At 68.5% G+C, this 14,601-nt stretch carries 16 protein-coding genes and 1 pseudogene; 12 read left to right on the forward strand and 5 right to left on the reverse strand.

Going from position 1 to position 14,601, the window contains the following annotated elements:
- The first annotated feature begins 75 nt into the window (after window positions 1-75).
- The 6 genes and pseudogenes from E5790_RS08110 (at window position 76) to E5790_RS08135 (ending at window position 4,175) form a co-directional block, all read left to right on the forward strand.
- Window positions 76-864, forward strand: a complete 789-nt coding sequence (locus tag E5790_RS08110) for an ATP-binding cassette domain-containing protein (RefSeq protein ID WP_111205879.1) — start codon at window positions 76-78, stop codon at window positions 862-864.
- Window positions 864-1,613 (forward strand): MlaE family lipid ABC transporter permease subunit, encoded by a 750-nt coding sequence (locus E5790_RS08115; protein WP_005414955.1) that lies wholly within the window; start codon window positions 864-866, stop codon window positions 1,611-1,613. The genes E5790_RS08110 and E5790_RS08115 overlap by 1 nt, the downstream gene beginning before the upstream one ends.
- 59 nt (window positions 1,614-1,672) lie before the next feature.
- Window positions 1,673-2,137: pseudogene (gene mlaD / locus E5790_RS08120) on the forward strand (outer membrane lipid asymmetry maintenance protein MlaD); the annotation flags it as partial.
- A 56-nt stretch (window positions 2,138-2,193) separates the two neighbouring features.
- Window positions 2,194-2,862: an ABC transporter substrate-binding protein gene (locus E5790_RS08125; protein WP_014648935.1), complete on the forward strand. Its 669-nt coding sequence runs from the start codon at window positions 2,194-2,196 to the stop codon at window positions 2,860-2,862.
- On the forward strand, window positions 2,852-3,163 hold the full coding sequence (locus E5790_RS08130; RefSeq protein ID WP_014648936.1) for an STAS domain-containing protein: 312 nt from the start codon (window positions 2,852-2,854) through the stop codon (window positions 3,161-3,163). The genes E5790_RS08125 and E5790_RS08130 overlap by 11 nt, the downstream gene beginning before the upstream one ends.
- Before the next feature lies 1 nt (window position 3,164).
- Window positions 3,165-4,175 carry a VacJ family lipoprotein gene (locus E5790_RS08135; protein ID WP_046433375.1) on the forward strand — a complete coding sequence of 337 codons (1,011 nt, stop codon included), beginning with the start codon at window positions 3,165-3,167 and terminating at the stop codon, window positions 4,173-4,175.
- An 85-nt stretch (window positions 4,176-4,260) separates the two neighbouring features.
- Here the strand turns inward: E5790_RS08135 and E5790_RS08140 are convergent, their stop codons facing one another.
- The 3 genes from E5790_RS08140 to rmuC all read right to left on the reverse strand — a co-directional run bounded on the left by E5790_RS08140 (window position 4,261) and on the right by rmuC (window position 6,952).
- On the reverse strand, window positions 4,261-4,806 hold the full coding sequence (locus E5790_RS08140; protein ID WP_014648938.1) for a glutathione peroxidase: 546 nt from the start codon (window positions 4,804-4,806) through the stop codon (window positions 4,261-4,263).
- Between the two features lie 126 nt (window positions 4,807-4,932).
- The gene (locus E5790_RS08145; RefSeq protein ID WP_049442548.1) at window positions 4,933-5,322 is read right to left on the reverse strand and encodes a hypothetical protein; all 390 of its coding nucleotides are present in this window, start codon (window positions 5,320-5,322) and stop codon (window positions 4,933-4,935) included.
- A gap of 61 nt (window positions 5,323-5,383) precedes the next feature.
- Complete coding sequence (gene rmuC / locus E5790_RS08150; protein WP_014648940.1) at window positions 5,384-6,952, reverse strand: DNA recombination protein RmuC; 1,569 nt, start codon at window positions 6,950-6,952, stop codon at window positions 5,384-5,386.
- A gap of 55 nt (window positions 6,953-7,007) precedes the next feature.
- On the opposite strand from rmuC, the gene E5790_RS08155 reads away from it, so the two are divergent.
- Window positions 7,008-7,613 (forward strand): glutathione S-transferase N-terminal domain-containing protein, encoded by a 606-nt coding sequence (locus tag E5790_RS08155; protein ID WP_111205872.1) that lies wholly within the window; start codon window positions 7,008-7,010, stop codon window positions 7,611-7,613.
- A 67-nt stretch (window positions 7,614-7,680) separates the two neighbouring features.
- Here E5790_RS08155 and E5790_RS08160 read toward each other — a convergent pair whose 3' ends face one another.
- Window positions 7,681-8,688 carry a zinc-binding alcohol dehydrogenase family protein gene (locus E5790_RS08160; RefSeq protein WP_014648942.1) on the reverse strand — a complete coding sequence of 336 codons (1,008 nt, stop codon included), beginning with the start codon at window positions 8,686-8,688 and terminating at the stop codon, window positions 7,681-7,683.
- A gap of 91 nt (window positions 8,689-8,779) precedes the next feature.
- On the opposite strand from E5790_RS08160, the gene E5790_RS08165 reads away from it, so the two are divergent.
- Genes E5790_RS08165 through E5790_RS08175 form a run of 3 tightly spaced genes read left to right on the forward strand, consistent with a single transcriptional unit; the run spans window position 8,780 to window position 10,884 of the window.
- Window positions 8,780-9,805, forward strand: coding sequence for a LysR family transcriptional regulator (locus E5790_RS08165; protein ID WP_136191722.1), 1,026 nt, complete (start codon window positions 8,780-8,782; stop codon window positions 9,803-9,805).
- Window positions 9,806-9,820: 15 nt separating this feature from the next.
- Entirely contained in the window at window positions 9,821-10,450 is a 630-nt protein-coding gene (leuE, locus tag E5790_RS08170; protein ID WP_005411716.1) for a leucine efflux protein LeuE, read from the forward strand.
- Window positions 10,447-10,884, forward strand: coding sequence for a hypothetical protein (locus E5790_RS08175; protein ID WP_136191723.1), 438 nt, complete (start codon window positions 10,447-10,449; stop codon window positions 10,882-10,884). The genes leuE and E5790_RS08175 overlap by 4 nt, the downstream gene beginning before the upstream one ends.
- 23 nt (window positions 10,885-10,907) lie before the next feature.
- Here the strand turns inward: E5790_RS08175 and E5790_RS08180 are convergent, their stop codons facing one another.
- Complete coding sequence (locus E5790_RS08180) at window positions 10,908-11,810, reverse strand: LysR family transcriptional regulator (protein ID WP_032958441.1); 903 nt, start codon at window positions 11,808-11,810, stop codon at window positions 10,908-10,910.
- A 121-nt stretch (window positions 11,811-11,931) separates the two neighbouring features.
- Between E5790_RS08180 and E5790_RS08185 the strand changes: the two genes are divergently transcribed.
- Both E5790_RS08185 and E5790_RS08190 read left to right on the forward strand, forming a co-directional pair.
- A complete protein-coding gene (locus tag E5790_RS08185) occupies window positions 11,932-12,927 on the forward strand; it encodes an aldo/keto reductase (protein ID WP_046433390.1) in 996 nt (331 codons plus the stop codon).
- Between the two features lie 175 nt (window positions 12,928-13,102).
- Window positions 13,103-14,530: an amino acid permease gene (locus E5790_RS08190; RefSeq protein WP_111205869.1), complete on the forward strand. Its 1,428-nt coding sequence runs from the start codon at window positions 13,103-13,105 to the stop codon at window positions 14,528-14,530.
- The last annotated feature ends 71 nt before the right edge of the window (window positions 14,531-14,601 follow it).

Here is a 14,601-nt window from a genome sequence, read left to right on the forward strand (position 1 = left end):
ACTGGACCGTCCAGTCTGCTTATGTTCAGCCGACGGGCCCGATCCTTCGATGTCTAAAAAACGTTAATGGTGCCCATGTCGGCTTCCACCTCCAGTCTGGTGCAGTTATCCAACGTCCGCATCGACCGGAGCGGGCGCACGATCCTGCGCGACGTGTCGCTGCAGGTGCCCAAGGGCAGCATCACGGCCGTGCTGGGTCCGTCCGGCAGCGGCAAGTCGACCCTGCTGGCGGCACTGACCGGCGAACTGCGCCCGGTGGCTGGCGAGGTCACCCTGTTCGGCAAGCCGATTCCGCAGGACAGCGGCGCGCTGCTGGAAATGCGCAAGAGTGTGGGGGTACTGCTGCAGGGCAACGGCCTGCTGACCGACCTCACTGTGGCCGAAAACGTCGCGCTGCCGCTGCGCACGCATACCGGCCTGCCGACCGCCGTGCTGCGCCGCCTTGTGGAAATGAAGCTGCATGCGGTGGGCCTCCTGGCCGCTGCCGATGCCTGGCCGCGCGAGCTGTCCGGTGGCATGGCGCGCCGCGTCGCGCTGGCCCGCGCGCTGGCGCTGGACCCGCCGCTGATGATCTACGACGAGCCACTGACCGGGCTGGACCCGATCGCCTCTGGCGTGATCATGAGCCTGATCCAGCGCCTCAACCACAGCCTGGGCCTGACCAGCATCATCGTCAGCCACCACGTGCACGAGACCCTGCCGATCTGCGACCAGGTGATCGCCATCGCCAATGGCGGCATCGTGTTCCAGGGCACGCCCGAGGCGCTGCAGTCCAGCCAGGACCCGTTGCTGCGGCAGTTCCTGCACGGCCAGCCTGATGGCCCCATCCCGTTCGATGCCGCACCGCGCGCGAGGGTCGCCTGATGCCGTTCGTCCAAGCCACCCGCTCGCTCGGCCGCGCCGGCCTGTTCTCGCTGACCGTGCTGCGTGGTTCGCTGCCGACCCGTGATTTCCTGGCCGAACTGACCCGCGAGATCTACAAGATCGGCGCGCGCTCGCTGCCGATCATCGCCGTCGGTGGCGCCTTCGTCGGCCTGGTGCTGACCCTGCAGGGCTACCGCACGCTGACCACCTTCGGTGCGGCCGACGCGCTGTCGACCCTGCTCGGCCTGTCGCTGTACCGCGAACTGGCACCGGTGCTGACCGCGCTGCTGTTCATCGGCCGCGCCGGCAGCTCGATCGCCGCCGAACTGGGCCTGATGCGCGCCACCGACCAGATCAAGGCACTGGAGCTGATGGCGATCGACCCGGTGGCCAAGGCCGTGGCGCCGCGCTTCTGGGCGGCGGTGCTGACCGTGCCCCTGCTGACCGGCATCTTCTGTTCGCTGGCGATCAGTGCCAGCTACTTCGAAGCGGTACACGTGCTGGGCCTGGACAATGGCGTGTTCTGGTCGGCGCTGCGCAACAGCGTCGATTTCTGGGATGACTTCGGCGTGGCGATGCTGAAGTCGGCGATCTTCGGCGGCACCGCCGCGCTGGTCGCCGCCTACGTTGGTTTCCACGCCGAGCCGACCATCGAGGGCACCTCGGTGGCGACCACCCGTGCGGTGGTCAACGCCTCGCTGCTGGTACTGATGTTCAACTTCGTGCTGTCGGCAATGTTGTTCACCTAACCCCTCCACCGGCGGTGCGCAGGCGCGCGCGGCCACCACGACTCGATCAGGTAATCCACATGGCCATCCGCGGTCCCAGACTCGAATTCTCCGTCGGCGCCTTCCTGCTGCTGGCCCTGGCCTCGCTAATGGTGCTGGCCGTGGCCTCGACCAACCAGCGCTGGAGCTGGGGCAGCCAGGGCTACGAGCTGAAGGCGCGTTTCTCCCAGGTCGGCCAGCTGCGCAAGCAGGCGCCGGTGAAGATCGGCGGCGTCACCGTCGGCCAGGTCGCCTCGATCGACCTGGATCCGGTGAAGTTCGAATCCATCGTGACCCTGCGCATGGACAGCAAGGTCAAGGACCTGCCGGCGGACACCTCGGCCGGCATCTTCACCAGTGGTTTGCTCGGCGAGAGCTATATCGGTCTGCAGCCGGGCGGTGACCCGGACGTGCTCAAGGCCGGTGACGAGATCGTCTTCACCCAGCCGGCGGTGGACCTGATCCAGCTGGTCGGCAAGTACATGTTCAGTGGCGGCGCCGGTGGTGGCGCAGGCCAGAAGCCCAACGATGGCGCGCAGGCGCCTGCAACGGAACCGCAACCATGAAGATGAAACTGATCCCGGCCCTGCTCGCCTCGGCGCTGCTGGCGGCTACTCCATTCCTCGCCCAGGCCCAGGCCACCGCTCCCGCCCCCGCCGCTGCCGCGGCGCAGGGCCAGGCCGGCAAGGTGGTGATCGATGCCAGCACGCGCATCCTCACCACCCTGCAGCAGCGCCGCAGCGAGTTCAGCAGCAACCCGGCCAGCCTGCGCAGCTACATCGACAGCGAACTGAACCGCACCTTCGATCGCGACTATGCCGCGCGCCTGGTGCTGGGCCCGCACGCCCGCGGCGCCTCGGATGCCGACATCAAGCTGTTCGCCGATGCCATGGCCGACAGCCTGATGCAGCGCTACGGTTCGACCCTGCTCAACATCCAGGGCAAGCCGAGCTTCCGCCTGAAGGGTGAAAGCCCGCTGCCGGGCAACCGTGGCGTGCGCGTGAGCACCGAACTGGTGCGCGCCGGCAACGAACCGACCCCGGTCGAATACTGGATGCGCAACGTGAACGGCCAGTGGAAGATCTTCGACGTCAACATCGAAGGCATCTCCTACGTGCAGACCTTCCGCAACCAGTTCGATACCCCGCTGCGCCAGAAGGGCATCAAGCAGGTGGCCAGCGAGCTGCACAGCGGCAGCATGCAGGCCGGGCCCGCGGGCAATGGCAAGTAACGCACTTGCGCTGCTGGAAGGCGACACCCTGCGCCTGCGCGGGGTGCTTGACCGTGCCGCGGTGATCGCACTGTGGCCGCAGCTGCAGGCCCTGCCGGCCAAGCTGGCGCGGCTGGAGCTGGGTGAGGTCGAGCGCGTGGACAGCGCCGGCCTGGCGCTACTGGCCGAGCTGGCGGCCCGTGCACGCAAGGCGGGCCATGCGCTGGCCATTTCCGGCGCGCCCGCCGGCTTCAACGAGCTGAGCGCAGCCTACCGGCTGTCGCCCGACCTGGATTTCAACGCTACTTCTGCTGCGAGCTGACATGAACGTCGTACGCACTTTCCCCCTGATCCTCCTGGCCACCGCCCTGACCGCCTGTGCCGGCAAGCCCGCGCGCAGCGATGCACCGGTCGCCAGCACCGTGGTTGCGCCCGGCCCCGCTGCTCCGGCCGCAACGGCCGACACCGGCGGGGTCGACGCTGCTCCGGTCGCCTCCGTGGCCAACCCTGCCGAGCCCACCGCTTCAGCGCCGACGGCTGCGCCGCAGGGCGCAGAGGCCAGGCCACCGAAGGCCGCAGCGTCCACCGCCGCCGCCGGCGACGATGATTTCGACGCCCTCTATGGTGGTACCGGCAACACCGGCAACGCGGCGGCCTACGATCCGTGGGAACCGTTCAACCGCAAGGTGCACACCTTCAACAATGCGGTCGACCGCGGCGTGGCGCGCCCGCTGGCCACCGCCTATACCCATGTGGTGCCGCGCTTCGCGCGCACCGGCGTCAGCAACTTCTTCAGCAACCTGCGTGCGCCGGTGACCATCACCAACCAGCTGCTGCAGGGCCGTGGTGCCGATGCGTGGGACAGCCTCGGCCGCTTCCTGATGAACAGCACGCTGGGCATCGGTGGCCTGTTCGATCCAGCCAGCAAGGCGATGGTGCCGCGTCGCAATGAAGACTTCGGCCAGACCCTGGGTGCCTGGGGCTGGCGTCGTTCGCGCTACGTGGAACTGCCGTTCTTCGGCCCGCGTACCGTACGCGACGTGTTCGGCCTGGCCGGTGACATCCCGTTGTCGCCGATCCGGCGCGTCGAGGAAGACAAGATCCGCATCGGCCTGCAGGGCCTGCAGCTGGTCGACACCCGCGCACAGCTGCTGGCGATCGACGATCTGCGCGACACCGCAGTGGACGAATACGCCCTGGTCCGCGATGCCTGGATGCAGCGCCGCAACTACCAGATCGAGAACGATCTGCGCAGCAAGCGCGACCGCGGCCATGACGATGCCAATTCGCCGATCCCGGTCGATGCGATGCCGATGCCGCAGTGGACCCACTGAGGCCGCGCGACGGTGCATGAAAAACCCCGCCTCGGCGGGGTTTTTCTTTTCCGGTGGGTGCCAACCCTGGGTTGGCACGCCGTGCTCAGGCCGCCAGCGCGGCCTCGATGGCCTCGCGCAGGCGCGCGTCATCGGCGGCCACGTCCGGGGCAAAGCGTGCGACGACCTTGCCATCACGGCCGACCAGGAACTTCTCGAAGTTCCACAGCACCGCCGGTGCCGGATGGATCGGGATCTCCTTGCTGGCCAGGCGCTCACGCAGCGGGCCTTCGCCGATCGACTGCGGCTGCGCGGCGGTCAGCTGCTGGTACAGCGGGTGGGTATCCTCGCCAGCCACGCTGATCTTGGAGAACATCGGGAAACTGACATCGTAGGTGAGCTGGCAGAACTGCTGGATCTCGGCCTCGCTGCCCGGCTCCTGGCCAAGGAAGTTGTTGGCGGGGAAGCCCAGCACTTCCAGGCCCTGCGCGTGCTTTTCCGCATACAGCGCCTGCAGGCCTTCGTACTGCGGGGTCAGGCCGCACTTGGAGGCGACGTTGACCAGCAGCAGCACCTTGCCCTGGTAGTCGGCAAGCGAGGACGGCTGGCCGTCGATGGTGGTGAGGGGAATGTCCTGGATCGGGGTGCTCACGCGGGGGCTCCGGCTACGGCGGGGAATGGCCCACCAGCATAGCGCCGCGCGCGCTGTTGTAGAGCCGAGCCCATGCTCGGCTGATGGTATGGCAGCCGAGCGTGGGCTCGGCTCTACAGGCAGGATTCAGTCCACGCAGATCGTGCCCTGCGCCTTGCCATCATCGATGCGCTGGCGGCACCCGAAGTTCTGGCGCACATCACGCTGGCAGGTACCGGTGGCGGCACTGCCGGCGGCCACCTCGGCTCCGGCCAGGCACTGGCCCGTGCAGTCGCTCTTGCGGCTGCAGGCCTTGCCGGCGTCCGCATAGGGAATCACGCACTGCTCGCGCTGCAGGCGGCCGAGCCGCTGCAGCGTGCCGCCAGCGGCTTGGCAGTCGACGTCACGTGCTTCGCGGTAGGCCTCGCTGGCTTCCGGCGCAGGAGCGGCCGTAGTCGTGTCGGCGACCGGGGGCGTGCTGCTGCACGCAGTCAGCAACGCAGCCAGGACAAGAACGGCACAGGAGCGCAAGCGCATGTCGATACCCGCCACGGACTCAGGGTGCCCAGCATAGCCAGGCGCAGGTGCACGGGACGTGTCAACCCGCATTGCCGTCCTCGTCGTCCTCCGGCGCGCCCAGCTGCTGCATCGGGTCCGGGGTCAGCTCCGGGGGCAGCGCGCGCTTGGCCTTGCTGCCCAGTTCGGCAAGCCGACGGGCGCGGCTGATGGCCGACTGCGGCGAATCGATCAGGCGATTGCGCGCATCGGCGTAGGCCTTGCCGGCATCGTCCAGCTTCTTGCCCATGGCGGTGAAGTCCTGCAGGAACCCGGTCAGGGCGTCCAGCACCAGACCGCCGGCCTCGCTGATCTTCAGCGCCTGCTTCTGCACCTTGTCGCGCGTCCACAGGCGCTCGGCCACGCGCAGCAGCGCCATCAGGGTGTTGGGCGAGGCGAACACCACGCGGTTGTCGAAGGCGAACGCCTGCAGGCTGCCATCGGCGCCCAGTGCGGCTGACAAGGCACCCTCGATGGGAACGAAGGCGATGGTGATGTCCAGCGTCTCGCTGCCCAACGCCTTCGGATAATTCTTCTCGCCCAGGTCCTTAACGTGCTGGCGCAGCGCAACCGCGTGCCTGCGCAACGCGTCTTCCGACTGCTCCGGGGTAGTGGCATTCATGGCTTCCTGCCAGGCGATCAGGTTCACCTTGCTGTCGATCACCACGCTGCGTTCGTCGGGGAACTGCACCACCACGTCCGGTCGCAGGCGCGCACCTTCGTCATCCACGGCATGCTTCTGACGCTGGTAGTGCACGCCCTCTTCCAGCCCCGATCCGCGCAGTACGTTGTCGAGCATCAGCTCGCCCCAGTCGCCGCGGACCTTGGCATTGCCCTTCAGCGCATTCGTCAGCGCCGATGCCTGCGCCGCCATGTCCTGGTTGAGCGTCTTCAGTTCGCCCACCGCACCCAGCAGGCTGGCGCGTTGCCGCGCTTCCTCGCCATACAGCGTATCGACGCGGGTGCGGAAATCGCCCAGCTTGTCGGCGAACGGCTTGAGCAGCCCCTCGATGTCCGCGCGTGACTGCACTGTCGCCTGCCGCACGTTCTTCTCGAACTGCTGTCCGCGTTCGTCGAACACCTTGCCCGCCAGTTCGGCGAAGGCGCCCGACAGCTTTTCCTTGGCGGTATCAAGATAGCTGCGCAGTTCGGCACTGGCCCGTTCGGAGTGCTGCAGATTGGCCACCGCGCGGGCATGTTCACCGTGCAACTGCTGATAGCGCTGCTGCGCCTGCTGCAGCTCGCTGCTGGTCTCCGCAACGGCAGCGCGCGCCTGCGCCAGGGCCGCTTCACGTTCGGCCAGCTGTGCTTCGCGACTGGCCGACAGCGCTGCTTCGCGCTCCACCCGGGCGGTCAGCGTAGTGACGGCCTGTGCGTGCTGCTGGCTGCGGCTCCGTTCGTTCTCCAGTTCAGCGCTCAGCGCATCGAGGCGGCCGCGCAGCTGGCCGGCATCGACCAGGGCGAGGCGATGCTGTTCGCGTTCGCTGTCCAGCAGCCGCTGCAGTTCGTCGGAGGGTGCACCGCCAGCACTGCGACGCCACAGCAGCACCAGCGCGACCAGGGTCGCCAGCAGCAGGACCACTGCCAGGATCATGAGGACTTCGATATTCATGCGACCAGTTTAGCCCCGCTGCGCTAGGCTGGGTCGGTCTGCCCCGGAAGCCCCCATGCTCGCTCTGTACGGAAAACCCACCTCCATCAACGTGCGCAAGGTGCTCTGGCTGTGCGCCGGCCTCGACCTGCCACTTCACCACGAGCCAGCGCCGCCGGCGGACCTGCTGGCCACACTGAACCCGAACCGGCAGGTGCCGGTGCTGCGCGATGGCGGCTTCGTGCTGTGGGAATCCAACAGCATCTGCCGCTACCTGGCCGTACGCGCTGGCCGTGATGACCTGCTGCCCCGCGCGGCACAGGATCGTGCGCGGGTCGAACAATGGATGGACTGGCAGGCCAGCGACCTCAACAGTGCCTGGCGCCACGTGTTCATGGCGCGCGTGCGCCAGCATCCGGATTACCCGGATGACGCCCGCGCCGCAGCCAGCCTGGCGCAGTGGAACCGGCTGATGGCTGTCCTTGATGCACAGCTGGCCACTACCGACGGCTACGTGGCGGGCAACACCTTCACTCTGGCCGACATCGTGCTTGGGCTGTCGACCCAACGCTGGCGCAGCACGCCCGGCAACAAGCCCGTGCTGCCACACCTCGCGGCGTGGTTCGAGCGCCTGCGACAGCAGCCGGGTTTCACCACCCACGTCGACAACGGCGTGGCCTGAGGCAGGGGTCGGATCCCTTTCCCGGGGCAAAGGGATCTGACCCCAAGGGTGCGGGAACGATCCGGCCTTACCAGCCTTCCAGCACGATCTTGCCCTTGGCGCGGTGGCTCTCCAGCAGCGCGTGGGCGCGCCGCAGGTTGGCCGCGTCGATGCGCCCGAAGTGCTCGCCCAGCGTGGTCTGCAGCACGCCCGTGTCGATCAGCTCGGCCACACGGTTCAGCAGGTCGTGCTGGCGCTGCATGTCGGCGGTGCGGTACAGCGGCCGGGTGAACATCGACTCCCAGTGCAGTGACAACGCCTTGCGCTTGAGCGCCATCACGTCCACCTGGCCAGGATCATCGATCAGCCCCAGCTGGCCCTGCGGCGCCAGCAGTTCCACGATCTGCGCGTAGTACTGGTCGGAGTGGGTCAGGCTGGCCACATGCTGCACTTCGCTGATGCCGAGCCGCGCCAGTCCCTCGGCCAGCGGCAGGCGGTGGTCGATCACGTGGTGCGCGCCCATTGCGTATGCCCAGTCCTGGGTATCCGGACGCGAGGCGGTGCCGATCACGGTCAGCCTGGTCAGCTTCCGCGCCAGCTGCACCAGGATCGAACCGACACCACCGGCAGCACCGATCACCAGCAGGGTCTGGCCCTCGCCACCACCCTCGGGGATGCGCAGGCGGTCGAACAGCAGCTCCCAGGCGGTGATTGCAGTCAATGGCAGCGCCGCGGCGGCGGCATCATCGAGGCTGGCCGGCTTGCGCCCGACGCTGCGCTCGTCCACCAGCTGGTACTCGGCATTGCTGCCCGGGCGGTCGATGACGCCGGCGTAGTAGACCGCGTCGCCGGGCTGGAACAGGGTCACCTCGCTGCCCACCGCGTCGACGATGCCGACCGCGTCCCAGCCCAGTACGCGCGGGCCATCGGTGGCCACGCCGCGGCGGACCTTGGTGTCGACCGGGTTCACCGCCACCGCGCGTACCGCCACGCGCAGGTCGCGGGGGCCGGGCTGCGGCAGCTCCAGTTCGATGTCGATCAGGGCCCGGGCATCATCGATCGGCAGGCCGGCGTGGGTATAGGCAATGGCGCGCATGGCAGCGGTCCAGTGGGGAAGGAGCCGACAGGTTGCGCCGCGCGCGCTCCCTCGGAAAGGCGCAGAATCGGGCAGCACTTTCACTCTGGCGATGAAGATGATCCGCATCGACGATCTGCAGCTGTTCGTCCGCACTGCCGCGCTGGGCAGCTTCTCGCAGGCCGCCCGCGAGGCCGACCTGCTGCCCGGGCAGGTCGCTGCGGCGGTGGCACGGCTGGAGCGCGAGCTGGACCTGCGCCTGTTCGTGCGCACGACCCGCAGCCTGCGCCTGACCGGCGAGGGCGCGCTCTACCTGCCGTATGCGCAGGAGGTGCTGGCCACCCTGCGCGAAGGCCAGGCCCGCGTGCAGGGCGAGGACACCGAGCTGCACGGCATCCTGCAGCTGTCGGCGCCGTCGGACTTCGGCCGCAACCTGCTGTTGCCCTGGCTGAGCGCGTTCCGCGCCGCGCACCCGCGGCTGCGCCTGCACCTGCGCCTGTCCGACGAGGTCGCCGACGTGTTCCGCGAACCGGTCGACGTGGCCATCCGCATCGGCCACTTCGATGACGCCAACTACGTAGCCCTGCCCCTGCTGGAAGGCAACCGGCGCGTGCTGGCCGCCTCGCCCGGCTACCTGCAGCGGCGTGGCCCGCCCACGCGCCTGGAGGATCTGCGCGAGCACGACTGCCTGCAGCGGCGTGGCCCGCCCACGCGCCTGGAGGATCTGCGCGAGCACGACTGCCTGGTCTATCAACTCAATGGCCGCGCCTACGATCGCTGGTCGTTCGAGGTGGACGGGCGCCGCAGCGTGGTTCCGGTACGCGGCCCGCTGGTCTGCGACGACGCCGACGTGGTGCGGCGCTGGGCCGTGGCCGGCGAAGGCATCACCTACAAGTCCTGGCTGGACCTGCGCGAGGATGTGCTGGCCGGGCGCCTGCAGGTGCTGCTGGACGGCGTTGGCAGCAGCATCCCGCTGCAGCTGGTGTGCCCGCATCGCAAGCAGTTCTCACCCGCCGTGCGGCAGCTGCACGCGCAGCTGCGCCAGCACCTGCAACCGCTGCTGTCCGGGATGCCGGTTGGCCCCACCGGCCCCCTGTCGCCCGCCGCAGCGCTGGCCGACAATGGCGGCCCCCCGTAACAGAAGAGCACCGCCATGCCGTGGATGGGCATCCAGGACCTGTGGACGTTTCTGGTCGCCGTGCTGGTGTTTCTCGCCCTGCCCGGTCCCGGTACCTTCACGCTGCTGACTGCCACCGGCCGTGGCGGCGTGCGCGGCGGCTACACCGCACTGGCCGGCCTGCTGGTCGGCGACCAGATCCTGATGTGGCTGGCGCTGGCCGGCGTGGCCGCACTGCTGAAGGCCAATCCTCTGGTATTCCACGCCGTGCAGTACCTCGGCGCGGCCTACCTGGTGTGGGTCGGCATCAGCCTGCTGCGCACGCCCAAGCACGAGGGCGGCGACGCCGGCCCGATCCGCATGCAACCCGGCCGCTACTTCCAGCAGGCGATCCTGGTCAGCCTGCTCAACCCGAAGGCGATCCTGTTCTACATGGCCTTCCTGCCGTTGTTCATCGATCCGAAGGCGCACCAGGGCATCGCCACCTTCGCCGCGCTGGCCGGCATCATCCTGGTGGTCAGTATCGCCTACTGCTCGATGCTGATCGGCGTGGGCAACCTGGCCCGCCGCCGGTTGATCCAGCACCCGCGGATCAGCGATGCGCTGCGTCGCGTGGCCGGCCTGTTCCTGGTGGGGTTCGGCATCCGCCTGGGGCTGAACGGATGAACGGGCGGCTGCCACTGTTCGGCATGACCCTGCTGCTGGCCGGTGCCGCCTCTGCCGGCACCGTGCAGGACCATCGCTGCCTGACGGGCGGTCGCAACGACAACATCCACCTGGAATGGCGCTGGCTGGAAGACGGCCGGGCCGACGTGCGTTACGCCGGCCAGCGCGAGCGCCTGCCCCTGTACCGGATCTCGATGGAGACCACGGTGCTGGCCGAAGATCGCCCGTACCAGTTCGACAGCGTGTGGGAAGAGCGCATCGACGGGCGCCTCAACGGCCGCTACCTGCTGAGCACGCAGGGCGCGCTGGTACTGGATCTGAGCTACGAACGCGCCCGTGATGGCCGTCGCACCACCTTCCACGATGACGGCGAGGCGTGGCAGGAGGATGGCTGCCATTGGCCGGGAGGCGTAGCGGCGCGCGTGGTCGATTGAAGCATGCCAACCAAGGTTGGCATCTACCGGTCGTGCATCTCCGCGCGCAGGTGGTCGATGAACACCCGCAGCTTGGGCGCCATCTGCTCACGCGCGGGGTAGTACAGGTGGAAGCCGGGGAATGGCGGCTGCCAGTCCTGCAGCACGCTCTGCAGTCGCCCAGCGTTGATGTCGTCGGCCATCAACGAGGCGAAGCCTTGGGCCATGCCCAGACCCGCCAGCACGGCACCATGGGCGACGCCGGCATCGTTGAACACCAGCCGCCCGCTCACTTGCACGTCCAGGTCGTGGCCGTCGCGGCTGAACTCCCAGGGCATCAGCCGGCCGTTGGCCAGCCGGTGCACGATGCAGGCGTGGCCCTGCAGGTCATGCGGGGTCTGCGGCACGCCATGGCGTTCGAAATAGGCCGGCGTGGCCACCACCACCTGCCGCTCGGGTGGCCCGACCGGCACCGCGATCATGCCCTGTGCGAGTGATTCGCCCAGGCGGATGCCGGCATCGAAGCCCTCGGCCACCAGATCGGTCAGCGCGGGGTCGACGCACAGTTCCACCTGCACCTGCGGGTAACGCGCAAGGAAGTCGGGCAGCCGCGGCAGCACCATGCGATCGGCGACGATGCGCGGCAGGGTCACGCGCAGCCGCCCGGCAGGCACCGAGCGCGCGCTGTCCAGTTCGGCAAAGGCCTGGTCGATCTGGTCCAGGCCGCCGCGCACGCGCTGCAGGAAACGCGCGCCGTGCTCGGTCAGGTTGACCCGCCGCGTGGTCCGCTGCAGCAGCCGCACGCCCATCCGCGCTTCCAGCGCGCGCACGCTCTGCGACAGCGCCGAGGTCGACACACCCAGGGCATCGGCGGCGCGGGTAAAGCTGGCGTGCTCGGCCACGTGGACGAAAGCGACCACAGCAGTAAGCGGGACGGAGGCATCCATTGTGAAGGCAGCCTTCAAGGTAAGTCCGGTGACACGCAGTTTATCCACATGATGGCGTGGAGGATGCTGTGCCCCTCGCCACTGCCCATCCAGACGTGGCGCCTTCCCCAAGGAGATCCACATGAAGACCCGTACTCTCGGCCCCGCCGGCCCCACCGTGTCCGCCCTCGGCCTGGGGTGCATGGGCATGAGCGCGTATTACGGCGGCCGCGGCAGTGACGATGACGGCATTGCCGTCATCCGGCACGCGCTGGACCGTGGCGTGACCCTGCTCGACACCGCCGATGTGTATGGCCCGCACACCAACGAGGTGCTGGTCGGTCGCGCGATTGCCGGCCGCCGCAACCAGGTGTTCCTGGCCAGCAAGTTCGGCATCGGCCTGGACCCGGCTGACCCGAAGGCGCGGCAGATCAACGGCCACCCGGACTATGTGCAGGCCGCCTGCGAGGCCAGCCTGCGTCGCCTGGGCGTGGACCACATCGACCTGTACTACCAGCACCGCGTCGACCCGACCGTGCCGATCGAGGACACCGTGGGTGCCATGGCACGCCTGGTGGAACAGGGCAAGGTGCGCTGGCTGGGCCTGTCCGAGGCCTCGGCGGCCACCCTCCGCCGCGCCCATGCGGTGCACCCGATCACGGCGGTGCAGAGCGAGTACTCGCTGTGGTCGCGCGAGCCGGAGCAGAACGGAGTGCTGGCCACCACGGCGGAGCTGGGCATCGGCTTCGTGCCGTATTCGCCGCTGGGCCGTGGCTTCCTGACCGGCGCCATCCGCAGCCCGGACGACTTCGACGCCGACGATTACCGGCGCACCTCGCCCCGCTTCGAAGGCGAAAACTTCCAGCGCAACCTGGCATTGGTGGACACCGTGCAGGCGCTGGCCGCCGAGCGCGGCATCGCTGCCTCGCAGCTGGCGCTGGCCTGGGTGCTGTCGCGCGGCGGGCACATCGTGCCGATCCCGGGCACGACGCGGCGGGCACGGCTGGACGAGAACCTCGCTGCACTGCAGGTGGAACTGGATGCGGCCACGCTGGACGCATTGGATGCGGCCTTCCCGCTGCATGCCGCGGCCGGCGAACGCTATTCGGTCAGCGGCATGGCCAACATCGAGTCCTAGCGGGGGCCGGGACGAACGTACACCGGTGGCTGCCGCCGGATTGTGCCGATTCCGGCAGCCTGGCCGGGGCGCAGCGCGTGCCCCGCCATGCATGACCCCCGTCAGTGGTAATGCTGCGCTGCGTTCGGTCACACTCGGGAACTTGTCGTTCTTAGTCACCCCTTCCGAGGCCTGCATGTCCCTGTTCCGGCGCAAGTCCCTAGATTCCGTCACCGTCCACGAAGCCGGCAGGCGCCTGATCCCGACGCTCAGCTGGCCGCACCTGATCGCACTGGGCATCGGTGCCATCGTCGGCACCGGCATCTACACGCTGATCGGCGTCGGTGCCAATCTGGCCGGCCCGGCCGTGCTGATCTCCTTCGCCATCGCCGGTGCGGTCTGCGCCTGTGCGGCGCTGTCCTATGCCGAGCTGTCGACGATGATGCCGGCCGCCGGCAGCGCCTACACCTACAGCTACAGTGCGCTGGGCGAGGTGTTCGCCTGGGTGGTGGGCTGGAGCCTGATCCTGGAGTACTCGCTGGTGGTGAGTACGGTGGCGGTGGGCTGGTCCGGCTACTTCGTCGGCTTCCTCGAATGGGTCCACACCCAGTTCGGCTGGAACGTGCACCTGCCGGCCTGGCTGGCAGCCGGCCCGCACGTGGAAGGCGGCATGATCAACCTGCCGGCGATCATCATCACCTGGCTGGTGGCCGGCATGCTGATGGCCGGGACCAAGGAAAGCGCCACGCTCAATGCCATCCTGGTGGTGTTCAAGCTGATCGCGCTGGCGATCTTCGTGGCCGTGGCCCTGCCTGCGTTCGACAGCGCCAACCTGCAGCCGTTCATGCCGTATGGCTTTGCCAAGTCGATGGGCCCCGATGGCGTCGAGCACGGCGTGATGGCGGCAGCGGCGATCATCTTCTTCGCCTTCTACGGCTTCGATGCGATCTCCACTGCTGCGGAGGAGACCAAGAACCCGGGCCGTGACCTGTCGATCGGCATCATCGGTTCGATGATCGGCTGCACCATTGTCTACGTGCTGGTGGCGCTGGCCGCAGTGGGTGCGATGAGCTACGCCGTGTTCGGGCACAGCGCCGAGCCGCTGGCGCTGATCATGCGCCAGCTGGGCCATCCGACAGCGGCGATGGTGATCGGCGTGATTGCGATCATCGCGCTGCCGACCGTGCTGCTGGCCTTCCTGTACGGCCAGAGCCGCATCTTCTTCGTGATGAGCCGCGACGGCCTGCTGCCGCGTGGCCTGTCCAAGGTCAACGCGCGTACCGGCACGCCGGTGGCGACCACGCTGTTCACTGCGGTGGTGGTGTCGGCGCTGGCCGGCGTGGCCCGCCTGGACGAGATCGCCGCGCTGGCCAATGCCGGTACCCTGGCCGCGTTCACTGCAGTGGGCGTCTGCCTGGTGGTGCTGCGCCTGCGCGAGCCGGACCGCGCGCGCACGTTCCGCACGCCGCTGGCCTTCGTGGTCGGCCCGCTGGCCGCGCTGGGCTGCATCTACCTGTTCCTCAGCCTGCCGCACAGCACCCAGCTGTACTTCCTGCTGTGGAACGTGGCCGGCCTGGTGCTGTACTTCCTGTACAGCCGCCGCCACGCACTGATCGCGAAATAACCGGCTCGCCGGTGGTGCCGGCCGTTGGCCGGCAACCCGAATCCTGTTGATAGGGGCAATGCCGGCCGCTG

Source organism: Stenotrophomonas sp. PAMC25021 (assembly GCF_004795795.1).
GTDB classification, from domain to species: domain Bacteria; phylum Pseudomonadota; class Gammaproteobacteria; order Xanthomonadales; family Xanthomonadaceae; genus Stenotrophomonas; species Stenotrophomonas muris.

What these genes read in the sequence shown, in the direction of transcription:
- E5790_RS08185 (WP_046433390.1), top strand. Translation starts at nt 11,932, where the DNA reads ATGAAGACCCGTACTCTCGGCCCCGCCGGCCCCACCGTGTCCGCCCTC.
- E5790_RS08130 (WP_014648936.1), top strand. Translation starts at nt 2,852, where the DNA reads ATGGCAAGTAACGCACTTGCGCTGCTGGAAGGCGACACCCTGCGCCTG.
- E5790_RS08155 (WP_111205872.1), top strand. Translation starts at nt 7,008, where the DNA reads ATGCTCGCTCTGTACGGAAAACCCACCTCCATCAACGTGCGCAAGGTG.
- E5790_RS08160 (WP_014648942.1), bottom strand. Translation starts at nt 8,688, where the DNA reads ATGCGCGCCATTGCCTATACCCACGCCGGCCTGCCGATCGATGATGCC.
- E5790_RS08190 (WP_111205869.1), top strand. Translation starts at nt 13,103, where the DNA reads ATGTCCCTGTTCCGGCGCAAGTCCCTAGATTCCGTCACCGTCCACGAA.
- E5790_RS08145 (WP_049442548.1), bottom strand. Translation starts at nt 5,322, where the DNA reads ATGCGCTTGCGCTCCTGTGCCGTTCTTGTCCTGGCTGCGTTGCTGACT.
- E5790_RS08180 (WP_032958441.1), bottom strand. Translation starts at nt 11,810, where the DNA reads ATGGATGCCTCCGTCCCGCTTACTGCTGTGGTCGCTTTCGTCCACGTG.
- rmuC (WP_014648940.1), bottom strand. Translation starts at nt 6,952, where the DNA reads ATGAATATCGAAGTCCTCATGATCCTGGCAGTGGTCCTGCTGCTGGCG.
- E5790_RS08135 (WP_046433375.1), top strand. Translation starts at nt 3,165, where the DNA reads ATGAACGTCGTACGCACTTTCCCCCTGATCCTCCTGGCCACCGCCCTG.
- E5790_RS08175 (WP_136191723.1), top strand. Translation starts at nt 10,447, where the DNA reads ATGAACGGGCGGCTGCCACTGTTCGGCATGACCCTGCTGCTGGCCGGT.
- E5790_RS08110 (WP_111205879.1), top strand. Translation starts at nt 76, where the DNA reads ATGTCGGCTTCCACCTCCAGTCTGGTGCAGTTATCCAACGTCCGCATC.
- leuE (WP_005411716.1), top strand. Translation starts at nt 9,821, where the DNA reads ATGCCGTGGATGGGCATCCAGGACCTGTGGACGTTTCTGGTCGCCGTG.
- E5790_RS08125 (WP_014648935.1), top strand. Translation starts at nt 2,194, where the DNA reads ATGAAGATGAAACTGATCCCGGCCCTGCTCGCCTCGGCGCTGCTGGCG.
- E5790_RS08165 (WP_136191722.1), top strand. Translation starts at nt 8,780, where the DNA reads ATGAAGATGATCCGCATCGACGATCTGCAGCTGTTCGTCCGCACTGCC.
- E5790_RS08115 (WP_005414955.1), top strand. Translation starts at nt 864, where the DNA reads ATGCCGTTCGTCCAAGCCACCCGCTCGCTCGGCCGCGCCGGCCTGTTC.